Source organism: Bradyrhizobium sp. 6(2017), assembly GCF_011058295.2.
In the GTDB taxonomy this organism is placed as follows: Bacteria; Pseudomonadota; Alphaproteobacteria; order Rhizobiales; family Xanthobacteraceae; genus Bradyrhizobium; species Bradyrhizobium septentrionale.
The window spans coordinates 3,629,174-3,645,085 of the sequence record NZ_CP049289.2; the positions used below are offsets into that span (position 1 = coordinate 3,629,174).

A 15,912-nucleotide genomic window follows, 5' to 3' on the forward strand; every position below is an offset into this window, starting at 1 on the left:
ACGGACCAACGCGTGGAGCTCTCGAATTGGCCAAGAAGAAGATGCTGAATGCCGGTGCTGGATTGACGGTTGCCAAGCGGATCCAGCCGCTCCTGACATCGCCTGAGTGGGAAGAGATTCGATTGGATGTCGACGCAGACGTGGATCCGGACATCGTCGGATCGATCACCGATCTCTCCGAACTGTTCCCGCCGGCCTCGTTCGACGCGATCTGGTGTTCCCACCTGATGGAGCACCTCTATGCCCATGAGATTCACCCGACCTTTGTCCAGTTCCGCGAGGTCCTCAAGCCGGACGGATTCGCGCTGATCATGTCGCCCGATCTCGAGGCAGTGGCCCAGCACATGCTGACTCAAGGTCTCGGTGCGATCGCCTATGTCTCGGCGGCCGGTCCGATCCGGCCATTGGACATGATCTACGGACATTCCGGCGCAATCGAGCAGGGGCGTCATCATATGGCGCACAAGACCGGCTTTTCGACCGACCGGATGGGGAACCTGCTGCTCAGCGCCGGGTTTCCGACCGTCTCCGTGCGCAGCGGGAATTTCGAGATCTGCGCATTGGCGCTGATGCCGGAAGCCGATGATGGGCGGATCCGGCCGCTCCTGGAGGCCTGCGGGTTCGACTTCCGGGAGACCGTCAGCGCCGCCTGACGGTTGTCGATGTTAAACAATGTTATAAGATTCCGTGGTTAAACCCGATCCGCAGCAATGTCGGGACAGGCTTCTCAAACCTTCTCGATACATATATTTTTGGCTGGCTTGCTGAAAATGCTGCGTTAGCGAACTAACAATGATAAGTTATAGTTCGCTGAGAACCGGATCTGCGCAGTCGAAACTTCGAGGCATCCATGACCACACACCTCTCGCTCGTCGGCGCTGCTTCGGTGGACGACCTGCCACCCACCGGCCTCGCATGTCTCGTCATCGTTGCAAGACAGCATGGTTTGCACCTCACCACGTCCCAGCTCATCCATGACAATCTCCTGCGCGATCAGGAAGTCACGCTCCCCGAGCTCCTGAAGTGCGCGAATTCGTCGGGCATGACGGCAAAGGCCGTCAAGCTGGACTGGAAGGGCCTGAGCCACCTCAAGCGGGCGCTGCCGGCAATCGTTCGCCTGCGCGACGGCAGCCACATGGTGTTGCTGCGCCTTGAGGGCGATGAGAACAGCACCCGGGTGGTGTTGCGGGATCCCAACGCGAGCGAGGATGCCCTGCTCGTGATCGATCAGCCGCGTTTTGAGGACATCTGGTCGGGCGATGTCGTCATGGCCAAACGCGATTACGAGATTTCCGACGAGACCCAGCCGTTCAGCTTGGGTTTTGTCGTCGCCTTGCTGTTTCGCGAACGGCGCATCCTGCGCGACGTCGCGATCGCGGCGCTGATCCTGGGCTTTATGGGCCTGGCGCCGATCATGTTCTGGCGGCTGCTCTCGGACAAGGTCATTTTCTACAAGGCCTACAACACGTTCTACGTGCTGTGTGTTGCGATGTTCGTCGTCATCCTGTTCGAGGCGGCATTCACGTTCCTGCGGCAGTATCTGGTGCAGCGCCTGACGGCACGCATTGACGTCAAGCTGTCGACTTACGTGTTCGAGAAGGTCCTCAATCTGCCGATCGATTACTTCGAACAGAACCCTGTCGGCCTGATTTCCCGGGACATCCGCGAAGTGTTCCGGATTCGTGGCTTTCTGACCGGGCAATTGTTCGGGACTGTTCTCGATTCGACGACGCTCTTTTTCTTCCTGCCCGTCATGTTCTTCTTCAGCCCGATCATGACGCTGATGGTTCTGGCTTTTGCTGGAGCGATCGTTACCTGGCTCGTCCTGATGCTGCCGGCCTACCGGAAGAAGTCCTCGGCAACTTTGGCGGCTGAGGGCGCGCAGGGCGCGTTTCTGATCCAGAGCCTGAACGGCATGAGGACCATCAAGTCGCTGGCGCTTGATACGCGGCAGCGGCACATGTGGGATGTGCTGGTGGCGCGCGTCGCCAAGGCGCGTCTTGCGGAAGGCTTGACCGGAACTGCGATTCAGACGCTGGTGCGTCCCCTCGAACGGCTGGCGGTGAGTGCTCCCTATGCGTTCGGTGTCTACCTGGCGGTAAGCAGCGGCGATCCGGTCTATGTCGGGGCGCTGTTTGCCTTTTTGATGCTGTCGCAACGTGTTGCCGGCCCGCTGATGCAGATGGCTCAGCTCATCAACCAGTATGACGAGGCGCGCACCGCAGTCACGATCGTCGGCAGGCTGGTGAATCAGCCGGCGGAAGAGGGACGTTCCGGCCATGGCGTGAGGGACCCGCTGAAGGGTTTGATCGAGTTCTCCGGTGTCACATTCAAGTACAAGGGCGCGGTGTCGCCGGCGCTGAACAATGTCTCCTTCGAGATTCCCCTCGGCACCACGCTCGGCGTGATGGGCAAGAGCGGCTCGGGCAAGACCACGATCACCCGGCTGTTGCAGCGCCTGCACTCCGACTATGGCGGTCTGATCAAGGTCGACGGTATCGATGTCCGCGAATACGATGTCGATCATCTCCGGCGCAATGTGGGCGTCGTGCTGCAGGAGAACTTCCTGTTCAGCGGCACCATCCGCGAGAATATTTCCGCCGCAAAGCCGGATGCGACCTTCGACGACGTTGTCAGGGCGGCACGAATGGCCGGCGCCGAGGAATTCATCGACAAGCTGCCGCGAGGCTACGAGACCTATATCTACGAGGGTTCCACCAATCTCTCCGGCGGCCAGCGTCAGCGGCTTGCGATCGCGCGTGCCCTGATCGTCAATCCTCCGATCCTGATCCTGGACGAAGCGACCAGCGCGCTCGATGCGGAGAGCGAGACCATCGTGAACGCGAACATTTCGCGGATTGCGCATGGCCGCACGCTGATCATCATCTCGCACCGCCTGTCGTCGCTGACCAAGGCCGATGCGATCCTCGTGCTCAATCGCGGCGTGGTCAACGATATCGGACGTCATGATGAACTTCTGGAACGAAACGACATCTATAGCTCGCTCTGGTACCAGCAGAATACACACCTTGTTCCGACGGGCCGCAGCGACAAGAACTTCAGGAGCCCGACCCTTGTCTCCTAACCAAGCTTCGCTCGCGACCGTTCGCCAGTTCCAGTCCGAGACCGACGCGATCCGCGAGGCCGCCGAGCCGCTACTGGCCCGCGCGACGCTTTTCGTGCTGTCGGCGTTCCTGGTATCGCTTGTGGCGATCATGTGCCTCACGCGCCTCGATCGGGTGATCACGAGCGTGGGCGGCAGGATCGTTCCCGTCGATTCGATCAACGTGCTGCAGGCGCTCGACGCGTCGATCATCAAGACGATCGATGTTCGGGACGGTCAGCAGGTTGAGAAGGGGCAGCTGCTTGCGACCCTCGATTCGACCTTCACCGCGGCCGACGTCACGCAGTACAAGTCGCAGGTTGCGAGCCTTGACGCGCAGGTGGCCCGCGATGAGGCCGAACTGTCCGGAAAACCGTTGTCATTTGGTGGGACCAAGGATCCGGAGGCCACCAAGTACAACGCCTTGCAAAAGGCGCTCTACGACCAGCGCGTTGCCCAGTACAACGCGCAGGTGACGAGCTACGATTCCAAGATCAGTCAGACCGAAGCGACGATCCAGAAGGCGAGAAAGGACGACGAGCGGTATGGTCAACGCGCCGAGATCGCCAGCAAGATCGAGGACATGCGCTCGACGCTTGCCGAAAGCGGCAGCGGATCCAAGCTCAACCTTTATCTATCGCAGGATACCCGCCTGGAGTTGTTGCGTCAGATCGACAATACGCACAACACCTTGCTGGAAGCGCAACACCAGCTGGACTCGCTGAAGGCGGACCGCAAGGCCTTCATCGAGCAGTGGAACGCGCAGCTGAGCCAGGATCTGGTCACGACGCGCAACAGCCTGGACACGGCCCGCGCATCCTTTGACAAGGCCACCAAGCACCAGGACCTCGTGCGGTGGACGGCGGCAGAGCCATCGGTCGTGCTGACGCTCGCCAAGCTCTCGGTCGGATCCGTGCTGAAGCCGGGCGATCCCTTCATCACGCTGATGCCGCTGAGGACGCGGCTCGAGGCCGAGATCCAGATCCTGTCGCGCGATGTCGGCTTCGTTCGGCCGAACGACCCCTGCACGATGAAGGTCGATGCCTTCAACGCGGCCGAGCACGGTACGGCGCAAGGCAAGATTCGCTGGATCAGCGAAGGTGCCTTCACGACCGATGATGACGGAAAGGCCGTCGATGCCTTCTACAAGGCGCGGTGCTCGGTCGACGAGACCAACTTCAAGGATGTTCCGAAGAACTTCCGCCTCATCCCCGGCATGACGCTGCAGGGCGATGTCAATGTCGGCACCCGCTCGGTGGCGATGTATCTGCTCGGCGGCATGCTGCGCAGTGCCAAAGAAGCTATGCGTGAGCCATGACGGTATCGGCGCGATCCCTGCTTGAGTTGTTCCGATCCGGTTCGTCCCGTTCAGAGTCACAGCCGTTTGAACGGGGATTGGCGGCTTACGAGAACCGGCAATATCTCGAGGCGTTCCGCCTTTGGAGGCTTGCGTCGGAAGCGGGCAATCCGGAGGCGGATTACCGGATCGGACTGCTCTATGCGAAGAACGAGGGTGTTATCGGCAGCCTTCCGGACGCGGTCGCGTGGTATGACCGCGCCGCCCTGAGCGGACATACCGATGCGCAATTCCAGCTTGGCTTGATCTACTTCCACGGCGTCCAGGCTGCCGTCGGACCGAACAGGCCCGAGATGTGGCGGCAGTCCACTGCGGCGCGTCTGGGTGACAAGGCCGCCAGCGTCCACGATCTGGTGTTCCCGAACGGGACCGGCGTACCGAGGGATCTCGACATCGCCTTCCTCTGGATGTCGGTGGCGGCAGAAGCCGGCAAGGCGGAGGCGCAAGCGATCCTTGGTGACATGTACGCCAACGGGCAAGGCTGCGCGCGGGATCACGCGACTGCCCTGCGTTGGTACCAGGCCGCGGCCGAGCAGAACGCGGCGTCAGGTCAATTCGCACTCGGTGACGTGCATTATCAAGGGCGCGGCGTTCCGGTTGATTTCGCGCAGGCCGCGGCCTGGTATCAGAAAGCTGCGGAGCAGGGGCATGTCCGCGCACAGGTTGCGCTCGCGTTCATGAGCCTCAAGGGCACCGGCCTCCCCGCGAACGCTGAAGAGGCCGCGCGGCTGTTCCAGAGTGCGGCCGCCCACGACGATACGATCGCGCTCTACAACATCGCGCTGCTGCGGCTGAGCGGCAAAGGGACCGTCAAGGATCTCGACAAGGCCGAGACCGCGTTGCGCAAGGCGGCACGGAAGGATTACCTGCCGGCGATCCAGGCGCTGGCTGAATTCTATGCGCTCGGCACTGCTGCGGAACCGGATCTGCGCGAGGCGGCGTATTGGTACGAGAAGGCGGCAGAGCGCGGCGACGCGCAGGCGCAGTTCTTTACCGGGCGCTTCTATGCCACCGGCACCGGCGTTGCGCCCAGCATTCGCCAGGCCGCGAAGTGGTTCGAACGCGCGGCCGAGAACGGCCATGCCACGGCGGCCCACAACATCGCGGTGTTCTACCTCAACGGCAACGGCGTGACGCGCGACGCCGCGACCGCGATCAAGTGGTTCGAGCGCGCCTCCGAGGGCGGCATCAGCGCCGCGGGCGTGCAGCTCGGCCGGCTCTACTCGGCGGGTAACGGCGTGCCGCGCGACCAGGCGCGGGCAGCCGAATGGCTTAGCAAGGCGGCCAACGGCGGCGACGCCGATGCGAAGACGGCCTATGCCGTGTTTCTGATCCAGGATGACCCATCCGAAGCGCGTCTTGCGCAGGCACGCACGCTGCTGACCGACGCCGCTGAGGTCGGTCACTCCGCCGCGGCATTCCAGCTGGGCGGGCTTCACATGGGGAGATCAGGTGGTCCCGTCGATCTACCGGCGGCCGCCCAATGGTTCAAGCGTGCGGCAAGTGCCGGCCATGTCGAGGCCCAGCACAGCCTGGCGCTCCTGTATTCCGATCCCAAGAGCAGCCTCAAGGATCCGCAGGCCGCCACAAGCTGGATCGTCAAGGCTGCCGAAGGCGGCAACGCCGCAGCGCAGTTCAAGCTTGCGGTGATGTATTGCACCGGGCAGAGCGTCGAGCAGGATCTTGCCCAGGGCGTCAGGTGGTACGAGGCGGCGGCGCGCCAGGGCCATGCGACGGCGCAATACAACCTTGCCGCGATGCTGGGGCGCGGACAGGGCTGCGAGGCCGATCCGGCGAAGGCGGCCGAATGGTTCAAGGCAGCTGCGGAGCAGGGCATGGTGGAAGCCCAGCTCGCGCTTGGCGATGCGCTGCGCGCCGGCAGCGGCGTCGCGCAGGACCGCGATTCTGCGCTGCGCTGGTATCGACAAGCGGCACAGCGGAACAACGAAGGGGCGCTGCGCCGCCTGCAGGCGATGGGCGAGAGCGTCGGCTGATGTTGCTGGATGCGTGCCTCTCGTCGTGCGCAGCTAAAGCAGAGACGATCGGCGGCTTTGTTGTTGGGCGCGAAGGCACGGAAGCAGGCACGTCTGGATGACAATCTGGGCAAGACGAACGATGACTTTCATATCGACGACAGAGAGATTGCGTTAATGTTGCGGTCGCGGAGCAAACCTTCCATGTATCATTGGTTGTGTGAAGATGACCGATAGCACCGGGAGGTCATCGATCTTGGGTGTGCTTGAATAACAACGTGATCTCGGAATCGAACTTTTGGTTCACCGAGAAAGAACTGGGACCAACGTTAAACGTTGGCAGGAGATTGAGTGGCAATGAACAAGATTGTTGAACGGAGCGTCAGGGACACAAGGGACATGCAGCCCGTTGCCAGTCCGGTTCAGCAGGACGATCATTCGCAGAGCGTGTTCCTGGATCCGGATGTAAGCGATCTTCAATCCGGACCAAGATTGCGCGGCGCTATCCTCGAGTATTCTGGGCGGGCGATTTCCGGTTGGATTGTGGACGCTCAATCGCCTGCTTCGACCGTCTCGATCGCGCTCTTTGTCGCTTCGCATTGTGTCGAAGAGGGACGGACAGGCCGACCGGCGCCGGCCAGCATCGGCAAGCAGAGCGCGATCGGGCGTCCCGGATTTCGGATCAATCTATCGACGCGCGGCGTGCGCCGCCGCCTCGCACGCGCGCTGAGAAACGCGCTGGTCGAACCCAAGCATGCGCAGATCTATCTCCGCGTCAGCCTGAACGACGGCGAGTACTACGAGATACCCCTGTTCGAAAACTTCGCGCCAAGCGAGGTAGTTGTTGCGCTCGGCTTCTCGACCGAAGACTACGACGATCTCCTGTTTCCGAACAACGACGGCAGGGTCGTTACCGGACTTGCGGAGGGCACCAGCAAGGAGGTGCGCTACATTTGTTTTTACCTGCCGCAATTCCATTCATTTGAAGAAAATGACCGGTGGTGGGGACCGGGGTTCACCGAGTGGACCAACGTCGCGCGCATGCGCGCGCAATTCCCCACGCACGAATCGCCATGGCTGCCGGCTGATCTCGGCTTCTATGATGTCCGGCTGCCGGAAACGCGCCGTCAGCAGGGTGACCTGGCGCGCAAATACGGCGTCGACGGGTTCTGCTACTACGTCTACTGGTTCCAGGGTCGGAGGCTGTTGGAAAAGCCGCTCCAGCTCATGCTTGAGGACGGAGAGCCGAACCTGCCGTTCTGCATCTGCTGGGCAAACGAGAACTGGTCCCGCCGGTGGGACGGTTCGGATGCCGAACTGCTGCTGGGGCAGAATCACTCGCTGGACGATGATGTTCGCTTTATCGACGACATGGCCGATCTGCTGCTCGATGAGCGCTACATAACCGTCGATGGTCGAAAGATCATCGTCATCTACCGGCCGTCATTGTTGCCGGACAAGCAGCACTTGTTCGAGATCTGGCGCAAGCGAGCCAGAGAGCTCGGGATCGGTGAGCTTCTGATCTGCAACGCGATGACGTTCGGAGAGTTCGACCCGCGAGACGTCAATTGTGATGCCGCAATCGAATTTCCGCCGCACACGGTCTCGACGAGGGAGGTGCCGCCGACCGACGTCCACGCACCGGCGACCTTCGCCGGAAAGGTGTACGACTATGTCGACGCCATGCGGTCGTCTCTCGGCAAGAGCTACGATTTCCCGTTTTTTCCCGCCGTGATGCCGCGCTGGGACAATACGCCGCGCAAGGGCGCGCGCGGTCACGTCTTTACCAGGTCGAGCCCGGAGGCGTTCGAGGTCTGGCTTCGCGACGCGACCCTGCGGGCGAAGGGCAACAGCTTTACCGAGTCATTGGTCTTCATCAATTCCTGGAACGAGTGGGCGGAGGGCGCTCATCTCGAGCCGGACTCGCGCTATGGACGCGCGTTTCTGGAGGTCGTGCGGCGGGTCGCTTCGGCGGAGCCTATTTCGGCCCAGATTCGAAATACTCCGGACCTTCTGGATTGCCTGAGCAGGCAGGAGCTCGAATGGGCGGTGAAGGAATCATCCGCGCATGTCGAGGTGCTGGCAAACCTGCATCGATCGGGTCTCGGTCAGTCGGGGGTGCAGCGTATCAGAAGCGGCGTCCCGGTCGAGGCAGAAGGCGCGTCCGATGGTCCGGTGGGCTCGTTGCTGGTCATTGAAAACATCAACTCCCAAACGAGCGAGCGGGTGATCGCCGATCCGCGATACGAGATAGTGGTGCGCGGATGGATCTGTGCGGGCACTGCTTTCGAAGCAAGCAGGCAAAGAACGGGCTTCCTGGTCCTGTCGTCGCTTGCCGCGGAGAATGCAGCGAACAGCGGGTACTGTCTGATCGTTGACTGGCACGAGCGCGTCGACGTGAAGGAATACATGAAGGCCGAAAGCAAGGACTCCTATTTCGGTTTTCAGGTGTCCTTCTCGATTCGGGATCTGGCGGATGGTGAGTATCAACTCGCGGTCCTGGAGGTCGGCGACGGAGCCAGTCTCCTCGTGAGGTCGCGTCACTCGATCATCGTGAGACGTTGAGGCCGGCTATGCTCGCAAGTGTCGTCATCGCCTGCTACAAGCACGAACAGTACCTCGAGGAATGCCTCGAGACTGTCTATCAACAGACCTTTGCCGACCTCGAACTCGTCATCGTGGACGACAATTCGCCGGACAAGAGCTTTGAGGTCGCGCAGAAGGTCATCAAGAAGAAGTCGTTTGGGAAGCGCTTTGTTTCCTGCAAGCTGCTCAAGAACCCGCAAAATCTGGGCGCCCACTACACCTGGAACAGAGCATTGTCGCTGACCGGCGGCGACCTGATTTTCCTTTTGAACTCGGACGACGCCTTTTCCAGGGATCGGGTTCGACAGTTCGCGGACAAGTGTGGCAAGGAGCGGCTGTTTTTCGGCTTCTCGGCGGTCGAGCCGATCGATGAACACGGCAAGTCGATCGCCAACTATCAGTTTCCGACACGCCTGCGCTATGCAATCGACCGCGCTCAAATTGCCAGCACGCCATTGTCATGGACGTTCCTGGATTCCCAGATCGCGGCCTCAACCGGAAACTTTGTCTTCAGCCGCGAGCTGTTGCGGCAGGTCGGCTGGCTCGCCGATCTCAAATACTGCCACGACTGGGACTTCGCCCTGCGCGCCGTAACGAAAGTCGAGCCGACCTACCTTGAGACCGACCGCTATCTGTATCGGCTTCATTCAACCAACAGTTTCCGAAGTCTGAGCAAGGTGGCGGAGAGCGAGACCAAGGCCTGCATGGAGTCGTATTGTCTGAATGCGATCGCGTCGAGGCCTCAGAACAAGACCTGCCTCAGTCCGTCGAATTTCGGCGATTCATTCTATGACTTCGTGAAGCTGCATCCCAATTTCAATTATTGGGTGAAGCAGATCTACGCGCCGTATCATCTGGAGCATCGGACCGTGGAGTCGAACGATCGGACCAGGCCGCTTCGCTGGCGCTGATCAAGGCGCGTAAGGCCGGCGCTGTCCGTTCCGATCGAATCGGAACGGAGCGGGGCTTCAGGTTCGGCGCACCTGCTTCACGGATGCCGGCACGCGGTTCGCGCCAAGGCGATCTAACACAGGTTCTTGGACGACGACTGCGCAGTCGCTTTCAACACTTCGCGTAGCGCTTCGAGGCGATCGGTTTGACAAGGCATGGTGGGGACCAGCCAGCCACCCTCGTCATTTTCGTTCCAGGCATAGATCAGTACTGCGGGCGCCCGGCGATCGGGTGCGCGGCTGTTCACCCAGCTGATCGATTGCGCCAGATGGCCAGCCAATTCCTTCTTGGTCGGAGCTGTATAGAAATTGGTGATCCCGTCGCCGGGACGCTGCTTTGTCTCCCAGGGCACGGGGTGTTCGATGCGAGGGCGCCTGTCCCATCCCGTCATCACCGTGGGCACAACGGGGAGCTGGCTGGCGGCCAGATCATTCCAGCCTTTTTCGGCATATTTCGCGAGATCGGCAAAGCTTCCCCGGCCGTTGCCGGTTGTCAGCGCATACGACCCGACTGCGTCGGCGCCCACATTGGCGGCCTCCTGGCTCAGGAATTTCATGTCTCCTGCCAGCACGATGTAGGGATCCGCGAGACCAGCTCCGTTCGCGTCGGATTTGAACTTGCTCAACTGGCTCCGGAGGCCTTCCACACCTCCCCAGCTTCGCTGCACATCTGCACCCTTGATGAAGCCCAGGAAGTAGAGCGGCCGATCGTTCTCCACCTTCAGATAGTTCTTGTCCGCCATCAGGCCGATGTGCTCGTGGGGGAGCGAGGACAGCTTGGCCAGCGATCCCCACCGGCCGAGCTCGGTGAACATGCAGTATCGGAGATTGGCGGCCTTGGGACGTGCCCTGAACTCGTAAAGGGCTTTCGACATCGGATGGTTGGCCCCGTAGGCGGCAAATGCCCAATAATCCAGTCCGGCAAAAATCGCCTGGTCGATCTCCTTATCCATCTCGTTCTCGATCGAGGTCGGGAAATCAAGCGTGTTGGGCGCGCGGTTCACCTGCGTCCCGAAGAAGGGAGTCCGCCAACGATATCTTTCAGGGGCGAGCGATTGCTTGACGGCCTCGGTTGGTTGCGAGCCCGGTGAATACCAGGCGTCCCATCGAATTGCGCCCACGAGCGGCCTGTGAGGGACCGGGGCCGCGGCAGACTGCCCGGAACCCAAGACGCTGAGCGCGCCGGGCAGGAAGCTTGCGGATAGTGATGTTAAAAACATCCTTCGCGTGAGCGCGAACGGCTTCCGAGCTGCTTCGTTCCTATTGTCCATTGGCGATCTCCGATCGTTCCCGTCCCGTGACACGATTTTCGTGCAAACGACACCAAGCCTCTCTGCTCTATTGTATTGATTTTCCTCGAAATAACCTTACAACAGTTAAGTGTGAGCACTTCGTGTTATAGCCTTAATCTCGCAAAATAAGTGCGTTAGTAGGGAATTCGTGGTGCGAGCCAATGTTAATTGCTTGTTGATCTCGTGGGGAGCGGCGCAGGTTGGACATGGAAATTCCAGCATTGTCTAGTTTCAGCTCAGGCGTGAATCTCGATACGCTTCCAGCAAGTGAGATCGAGACAAGGCTTAGAGAATTCTTTTCCGGGCGGATCGCAAATCCGAATCCCGACGAACTGATCCAATCGGTCAAGCAGTTGGAGCAGCAGTTCGGTGATTACAGGGAATTCCAGTTTGCAAAGGCGGCGGCGCTTGTGCAGGCATGTGATTTCGCCGGAGCGCGCGGTATCCTTCTCGACCTCGTCAAGCAGCTGCCGTCCGACTCGCGGGTGTTGCATCGCCTCGCGATCGCGGATCTCAACATGGGAGCCGCCTCCGAAGCGCAGGACGTCTATCTTTCCGCGCTCGCTGCAGCCCCGAAAAGTGAAAATCTGCGGCGAGAGTTTGCCGGCCTCCTGCGCGTGATGGAGGCGAGGAAGCTCTATGCCGGGATCGATCGCAAGAAGCACGGCCTCGCAGTGGTGTGCGCCATCAAGAATGAGGGCGACGATCTGCTGGAATGGCTGCACTTCCACAAACTGGTAGGGGTCGATCACTTCTACCTTTACGACAACGGCAGCACCGATAATACGCATGCCGTCATCGAGTCCTTCCCGTGGCCCGAAATGATCACGTATCATTTCGTCGCAGGGGAATTCGGTCAGATGCGCGCATTCTCGCATGCGATCGACAGCTATCGCAATTGTTCGGAATGGTGCGCCTTCATTGATGCGGATGAGTATCTGTTTCCGACCGAGGCCGGCAACATCAAGGACGTCCTGGCGGAGGTCGGGCCGGCGCCGGCCGTGGCGGTGCAGTGGTTGAATTTCGGATCGAACGGTCACGACGCGAGGCCGGCCGGCTTGTGCATCGAGTCCTTCACGCGTCGGGCGCCGGACGACTTCCCGGATCATTTCATCATGAAGTCGATCCTGAGGCCCGACACGATCGTGGCCTACCTGCATCCCCATCAATCCCTGATTTTGGGTTGCTACGTCCAGGAAGACGGCACGCCTGTGTTTCCGATCGGCGGGCGCATTACCGCTCCAAAGCGGAACAAGCTCGTGATTAATCACTACTACACGAAGTCGAGGCAGCAATTGCTGAAGAAGCGCGAGCGCGGCAGGCCGTTGGCCGATGGTGATCCTGAAAAGATCCGCGCGATGGAGTTCTTCACCTTGCGCGATCGCAATGACGTTGAAGACGCAACGATTCAACGATTTCTTCCGGAGCTGAAGAAACTGATCCCGAGCTGAATCTGGGGAACAGCGATGTTCCTCGCTGGGGGAGGGCTATCGCCCAGGCGTCCCTTCGGCGACCGTGCAAGCGTCTGGCCTCGTGGCTCGAGACGCGCCGCAAGCGGCGCTCCTCGCCATGAGGGTCTACAGCTCTGCCACAAAAACAACGCCTCATCCCCGCGCAAAGGTTTTGCCTTTGTCGCTGGAGGTGCCTGCCATGGGCGGCGTCGCGAAGGATGGCCGCAAAGACGCGGCGCACAGGATTTTCCAAATACGTTAGCCCCGCTCGCCTGGTAGAGGGCGGCAGGCGAGCGCCCCGATAAATCGTGGGGTGCTTGCAGCGATCCCTGATCGCAGCGGTCGGCTACAGGGGCTCCAGCCGGTATTTCTGCAGCAGCGCTTGCGCGGCGTCGACGTCGATCCTCGGCGGCCTCTGGAAGATCGACATGTTGTTGGCACGCGCGATTTCCCGGGCGACCGTCCGCACCGGATGGTAGTGGGGGCGGTTCTCGAAGTCATGAATTGCAATGAAGGCGCCCGGTGCGGCGTGAAGCACGCACTGCACGAAGCAGGCCACGCGAAACCGGCCATCGATGAAATACAGGTCGGCAGTCCTGCTTTCCGGACGCTCCCAGACGAGTTCGTGATAGTCGGGCCACGAGCTCTCTCGCTCCCGGTCCGCCGGATGACCCCATTCGCGCAGCTTGCCGATATCGACGTGCAGCAGCAGCGGTTTGGTGCTTGCGCCTTTTGTGGCGTCGCCGACGTTGGAGAGCCATTCCTCGGAGGAATCAATGGAGATGACCCACTCCTTCTTGGTTTGGCAGGCCAGCCAGGTGCTTCCTCCCGAGCCAAATTCCAGATAGCGCGTCGAGATATCCACGAAACTCTTGAACAGTGTCAGTTCCTGACCGTCCATTGCGACATTCATGGCGAATCCTGTCGTTTCTTGATTGCTCTGGTGGGTGGCGCCCACCATTGGCGGAAGGCGGATGTGGCTCGTCAAACGGCGATGAGGTTGAATCGTCATCGCGCTTCCCGGCTTCCTGCTTGGACAACGTCCCTCCGCAAGACCGCCTCTGGCATTTCGAGCAAGCGCCGGATGTTCACATCCTTGAACCCGGGCGCTCGCGAGAGATCGGCGACTACTGGTTCAGCCCGACGCGCTCGACCTTGTAGCCGCGCTCCAGGATCGCGCGCCACCATGGCTGCTCGTCGACATACCAGCGCACGGTCTTGGCGATGCCGGTTTCAAAATTCTCCTCGGCGCGCCAGCCGAGCTCGGTTTCGAGCTTGGTGGCGTCGATGGCGTAGCGGCGGTCATGGCCAGGCCGGTCTTTGACGAAATTGATCAGTTGACGCCGCGGGCCTGCCGCAGCCGGCGCGACCTCGTCGAGCAGGTCGCAGATGCTCTCGACCACGTGCAGATTGGTGCGCTCGTTGCGGCCGCCGACATTGTAGGTCTCGCCGACCTCGCCGCGCTCCAGCACCAGCGTCAGCGCCTTGGCGTGGTCCTCGACGAACAGCCAGTCGCGGATGTTCTGACCGTCGCCATAGACCGGCAGCGGCTCGCCGGCGAGCCCCTTGATGATCATGTGCGGGATCAGCTTCTCCGGGAAGTGATAGGGCCCGTAATTGTTGGAGCAGTTGGTCACCAGGGTCGGCAGCCCGTAGGTCTCGTGCCAGGCGCGCACCAGATGATCTGATGATGCCTTGCTGGCGGAATAGGGCGAGTTCGGCGCATAGGCCGTGGTTTCGGTAAACAGGCCTTCGTCGCCGAGCGAACCGAACACCTCGTCGGTCGAGATATGCAGGAAGCGGAACTGGTCGCGCTTCTCGGGCGAAAGCGTACGCCAATGGCGCAGCGTCTCCTGCAGGATCGTGAAAGTGCCGACGATATTGGTCTGGATGAATTCGCCGGGGCCGTCGATCGAGCGGTCGACATGGCTTTCCGCGGCAAGGTTCATCACCGCGTCGGGCTGATATTTTTCGAACAGCCGGCGCAGGTTCTGCGCCTCGCAGATGCAGGCCTTTTCGAACGTATAGTTCAGGCTCTCGGTTGAGCCGGGCAGCGATGCCAGGTTTGCCGCATAGGTCAGCTTGTCGATGTTGACGACGCGGGCGTGGGTGTCTCGCAGCAGGTGACGGACCACGGCGGAGCCGATGAAACCCGCTCCGCCGGTGACGAAAATCGTCGATCCCTTAAACCGCATGTTTCAATACCTCGGCAGTGCGGGGTTGGCCCTGGAAGGAGCGATAGACCGACAGCAGATACTCGCCGTAGCTGCTCTTGGCGGTCTTCTGTGCCACCTTCGCGAAGGCTTCGAGCGAGATGTAGCCCTGGCGCAGCGCGATTTCCTCGGGGCAGGCGATGCGCAAGCCCTGGCGCTGCTCCAGGATCTGGACGAAGTGGCTCGCCTCGACCAGCGAGGAATGGGTGCCGGTGTCGAGCCAGGCAAAACCGCGGCCGAGCACCTCGACATAGAGGTCGCCGCGCTCGAGATAGGCCTTGTTCACGTCGGTGATCTCGATCTCGCCGCGCGGCGACGGCTTGATGCCGGCCGCGATGTCGACCACGTCATTGTCGTAGAAGTAGAGGCCGGTGACGGCGACGTTGGATTTCGGCCGCTTCGGCTTCTCCTCGATCGACAGCGCCCGGTTGGTGCTGTCCAGTTCCACCACGCCATACTGCTCCGGCGCGTTCACGACGTAGCCGAACACGGTGGCGCCCTTCTTGCGGACCGAGGCGGCCGACAGCATGCTCGGCAGGCCGTGGCCGTAGAAAATGTTATCTCCTAACACAAGAGCGACGGAGTCATCGCCGATGAAGTCGCGCCCGACGATGAAGGCGTCGGCCAGACCCCGCGGGGTCTCCTGCGTCGCATAGGAGAAGCGGATGCCGATCTCGTGGCCGTCGCCGAGCAGGCGCTGGAACAGCGGCTTGTCTTGCGGCGTCGAAATGATCAAAATGTCGCGAATTCCGCCCAGCATCAGCGTCGACAGCGGATAGTAGATCATCGGCTTGTCGAACACCGGCAGCAGCTGTTTGGAAACGACGGTAGTCACGGGGTAGAGGCGCGAGCCGGTTCCACCGGCGAGGATAATGCCCTTCATGGTCCCTCACAGTTTGATTATCAAAACATAACATATAGCGTGCGCCGCACAAGTTTGTTATGAGAGCGAATTAACATTTCGGGCCTGCGCAGATCGGAACCCTT

Annotated in this window: 11 protein-coding genes; 7 read left to right on the top strand and 4 right to left on the bottom strand. The window is 60.9% G+C overall.

Going from position 1 to position 15,912, the window contains the following annotated elements:
- Positions 1-41: 41 nt before the first annotated feature.
- The 6 genes from G6P99_RS16905 to G6P99_RS16930 all read left to right on the top strand — a co-directional run bounded on the left by G6P99_RS16905 (position 42) and on the right by G6P99_RS16930 (position 9,930).
- Complete coding sequence (locus G6P99_RS16905) at positions 42-653, top strand: class I SAM-dependent methyltransferase (protein WP_029082382.1); 612 nt, start codon at positions 42-44, stop codon at positions 651-653.
- A gap of 197 nt (positions 654-850) precedes the next feature.
- Positions 851-3,085: a peptidase domain-containing ABC transporter gene (locus G6P99_RS16910; RefSeq protein WP_029082381.1), complete on the top strand. Its 2,235-nt coding sequence runs from the start codon at positions 851-853 to the stop codon at positions 3,083-3,085.
- On the top strand, positions 3,075-4,421 hold the full coding sequence (locus G6P99_RS16915; protein ID WP_029082380.1) for an HlyD family type I secretion periplasmic adaptor subunit: 1,347 nt from the start codon (positions 3,075-3,077) through the stop codon (positions 4,419-4,421). The genes G6P99_RS16910 and G6P99_RS16915 overlap by 11 nt, the downstream gene beginning before the upstream one ends.
- A complete protein-coding gene (locus G6P99_RS16920; RefSeq protein WP_029082379.1) occupies positions 4,418-6,454 on the top strand; it encodes an SEL1-like repeat protein in 2,037 nt (678 codons plus the stop codon). The genes G6P99_RS16915 and G6P99_RS16920 overlap by 4 nt, the downstream gene beginning before the upstream one ends.
- Positions 6,455-6,790: 336 nt before the next feature.
- Positions 6,791-8,998 carry a glycoside hydrolase family 99-like domain-containing protein gene (locus G6P99_RS16925; protein WP_029082378.1) on the top strand — a complete coding sequence of 736 codons (2,208 nt, stop codon included), beginning with the start codon at positions 6,791-6,793 and terminating at the stop codon, positions 8,996-8,998.
- Positions 8,999-9,006: 8 nt separating this feature from the next.
- Positions 9,007-9,930: a glycosyltransferase family 2 protein gene (locus G6P99_RS16930; RefSeq protein WP_029082377.1), complete on the top strand. Its 924-nt coding sequence runs from the start codon at positions 9,007-9,009 to the stop codon at positions 9,928-9,930.
- A 113-nt stretch (positions 9,931-10,043) separates the two neighbouring features.
- On the opposite strand, the gene G6P99_RS16935 is transcribed toward G6P99_RS16930, so the two are convergent.
- The gene (locus G6P99_RS16935; RefSeq protein ID WP_051346462.1) at positions 10,044-11,240 is read right to left on the bottom strand and encodes a hypothetical protein; all 1,197 of its coding nucleotides are present in this window, start codon (positions 11,238-11,240) and stop codon (positions 10,044-10,046) included.
- A gap of 242 nt (positions 11,241-11,482) precedes the next feature.
- Here G6P99_RS16935 and G6P99_RS16940 point away from each other — a divergent pair, with 242 nt between their 5' ends.
- The gene (locus G6P99_RS16940; protein ID WP_029082375.1) at positions 11,483-12,712 is read left to right on the top strand and encodes a glycosyltransferase family 92 protein; all 1,230 of its coding nucleotides are present in this window, start codon (positions 11,483-11,485) and stop codon (positions 12,710-12,712) included.
- Positions 12,713-13,058: 346 nt separating this feature from the next.
- On the opposite strand, the gene G6P99_RS16945 is transcribed toward G6P99_RS16940, so the two are convergent.
- The 3 genes from G6P99_RS16945 to rfbA all read right to left on the bottom strand — a co-directional run bounded on the left by G6P99_RS16945 (position 13,059) and on the right by rfbA (position 15,808).
- On the bottom strand, positions 13,059-13,724 hold the full coding sequence (locus G6P99_RS16945) for a hypothetical protein (RefSeq protein ID WP_245284742.1): 666 nt from the start codon (positions 13,722-13,724) through the stop codon (positions 13,059-13,061).
- 115 nt (positions 13,725-13,839) lie between these two features.
- Complete coding sequence (gene rfbB, locus G6P99_RS16950; RefSeq protein WP_029082373.1) at positions 13,840-14,907, bottom strand: dTDP-glucose 4,6-dehydratase; 1,068 nt, start codon at positions 14,905-14,907, stop codon at positions 13,840-13,842.
- Positions 14,897-15,808, bottom strand: a complete 912-nt coding sequence (gene rfbA / locus G6P99_RS16955; protein WP_029082372.1) for a glucose-1-phosphate thymidylyltransferase RfbA — start codon at positions 15,806-15,808, stop codon at positions 14,897-14,899. Before rfbA ends, rfbB begins: the two co-directional genes overlap by 11 nt.
- Between the last annotated feature and the right edge of the window lie 104 nt (positions 15,809-15,912).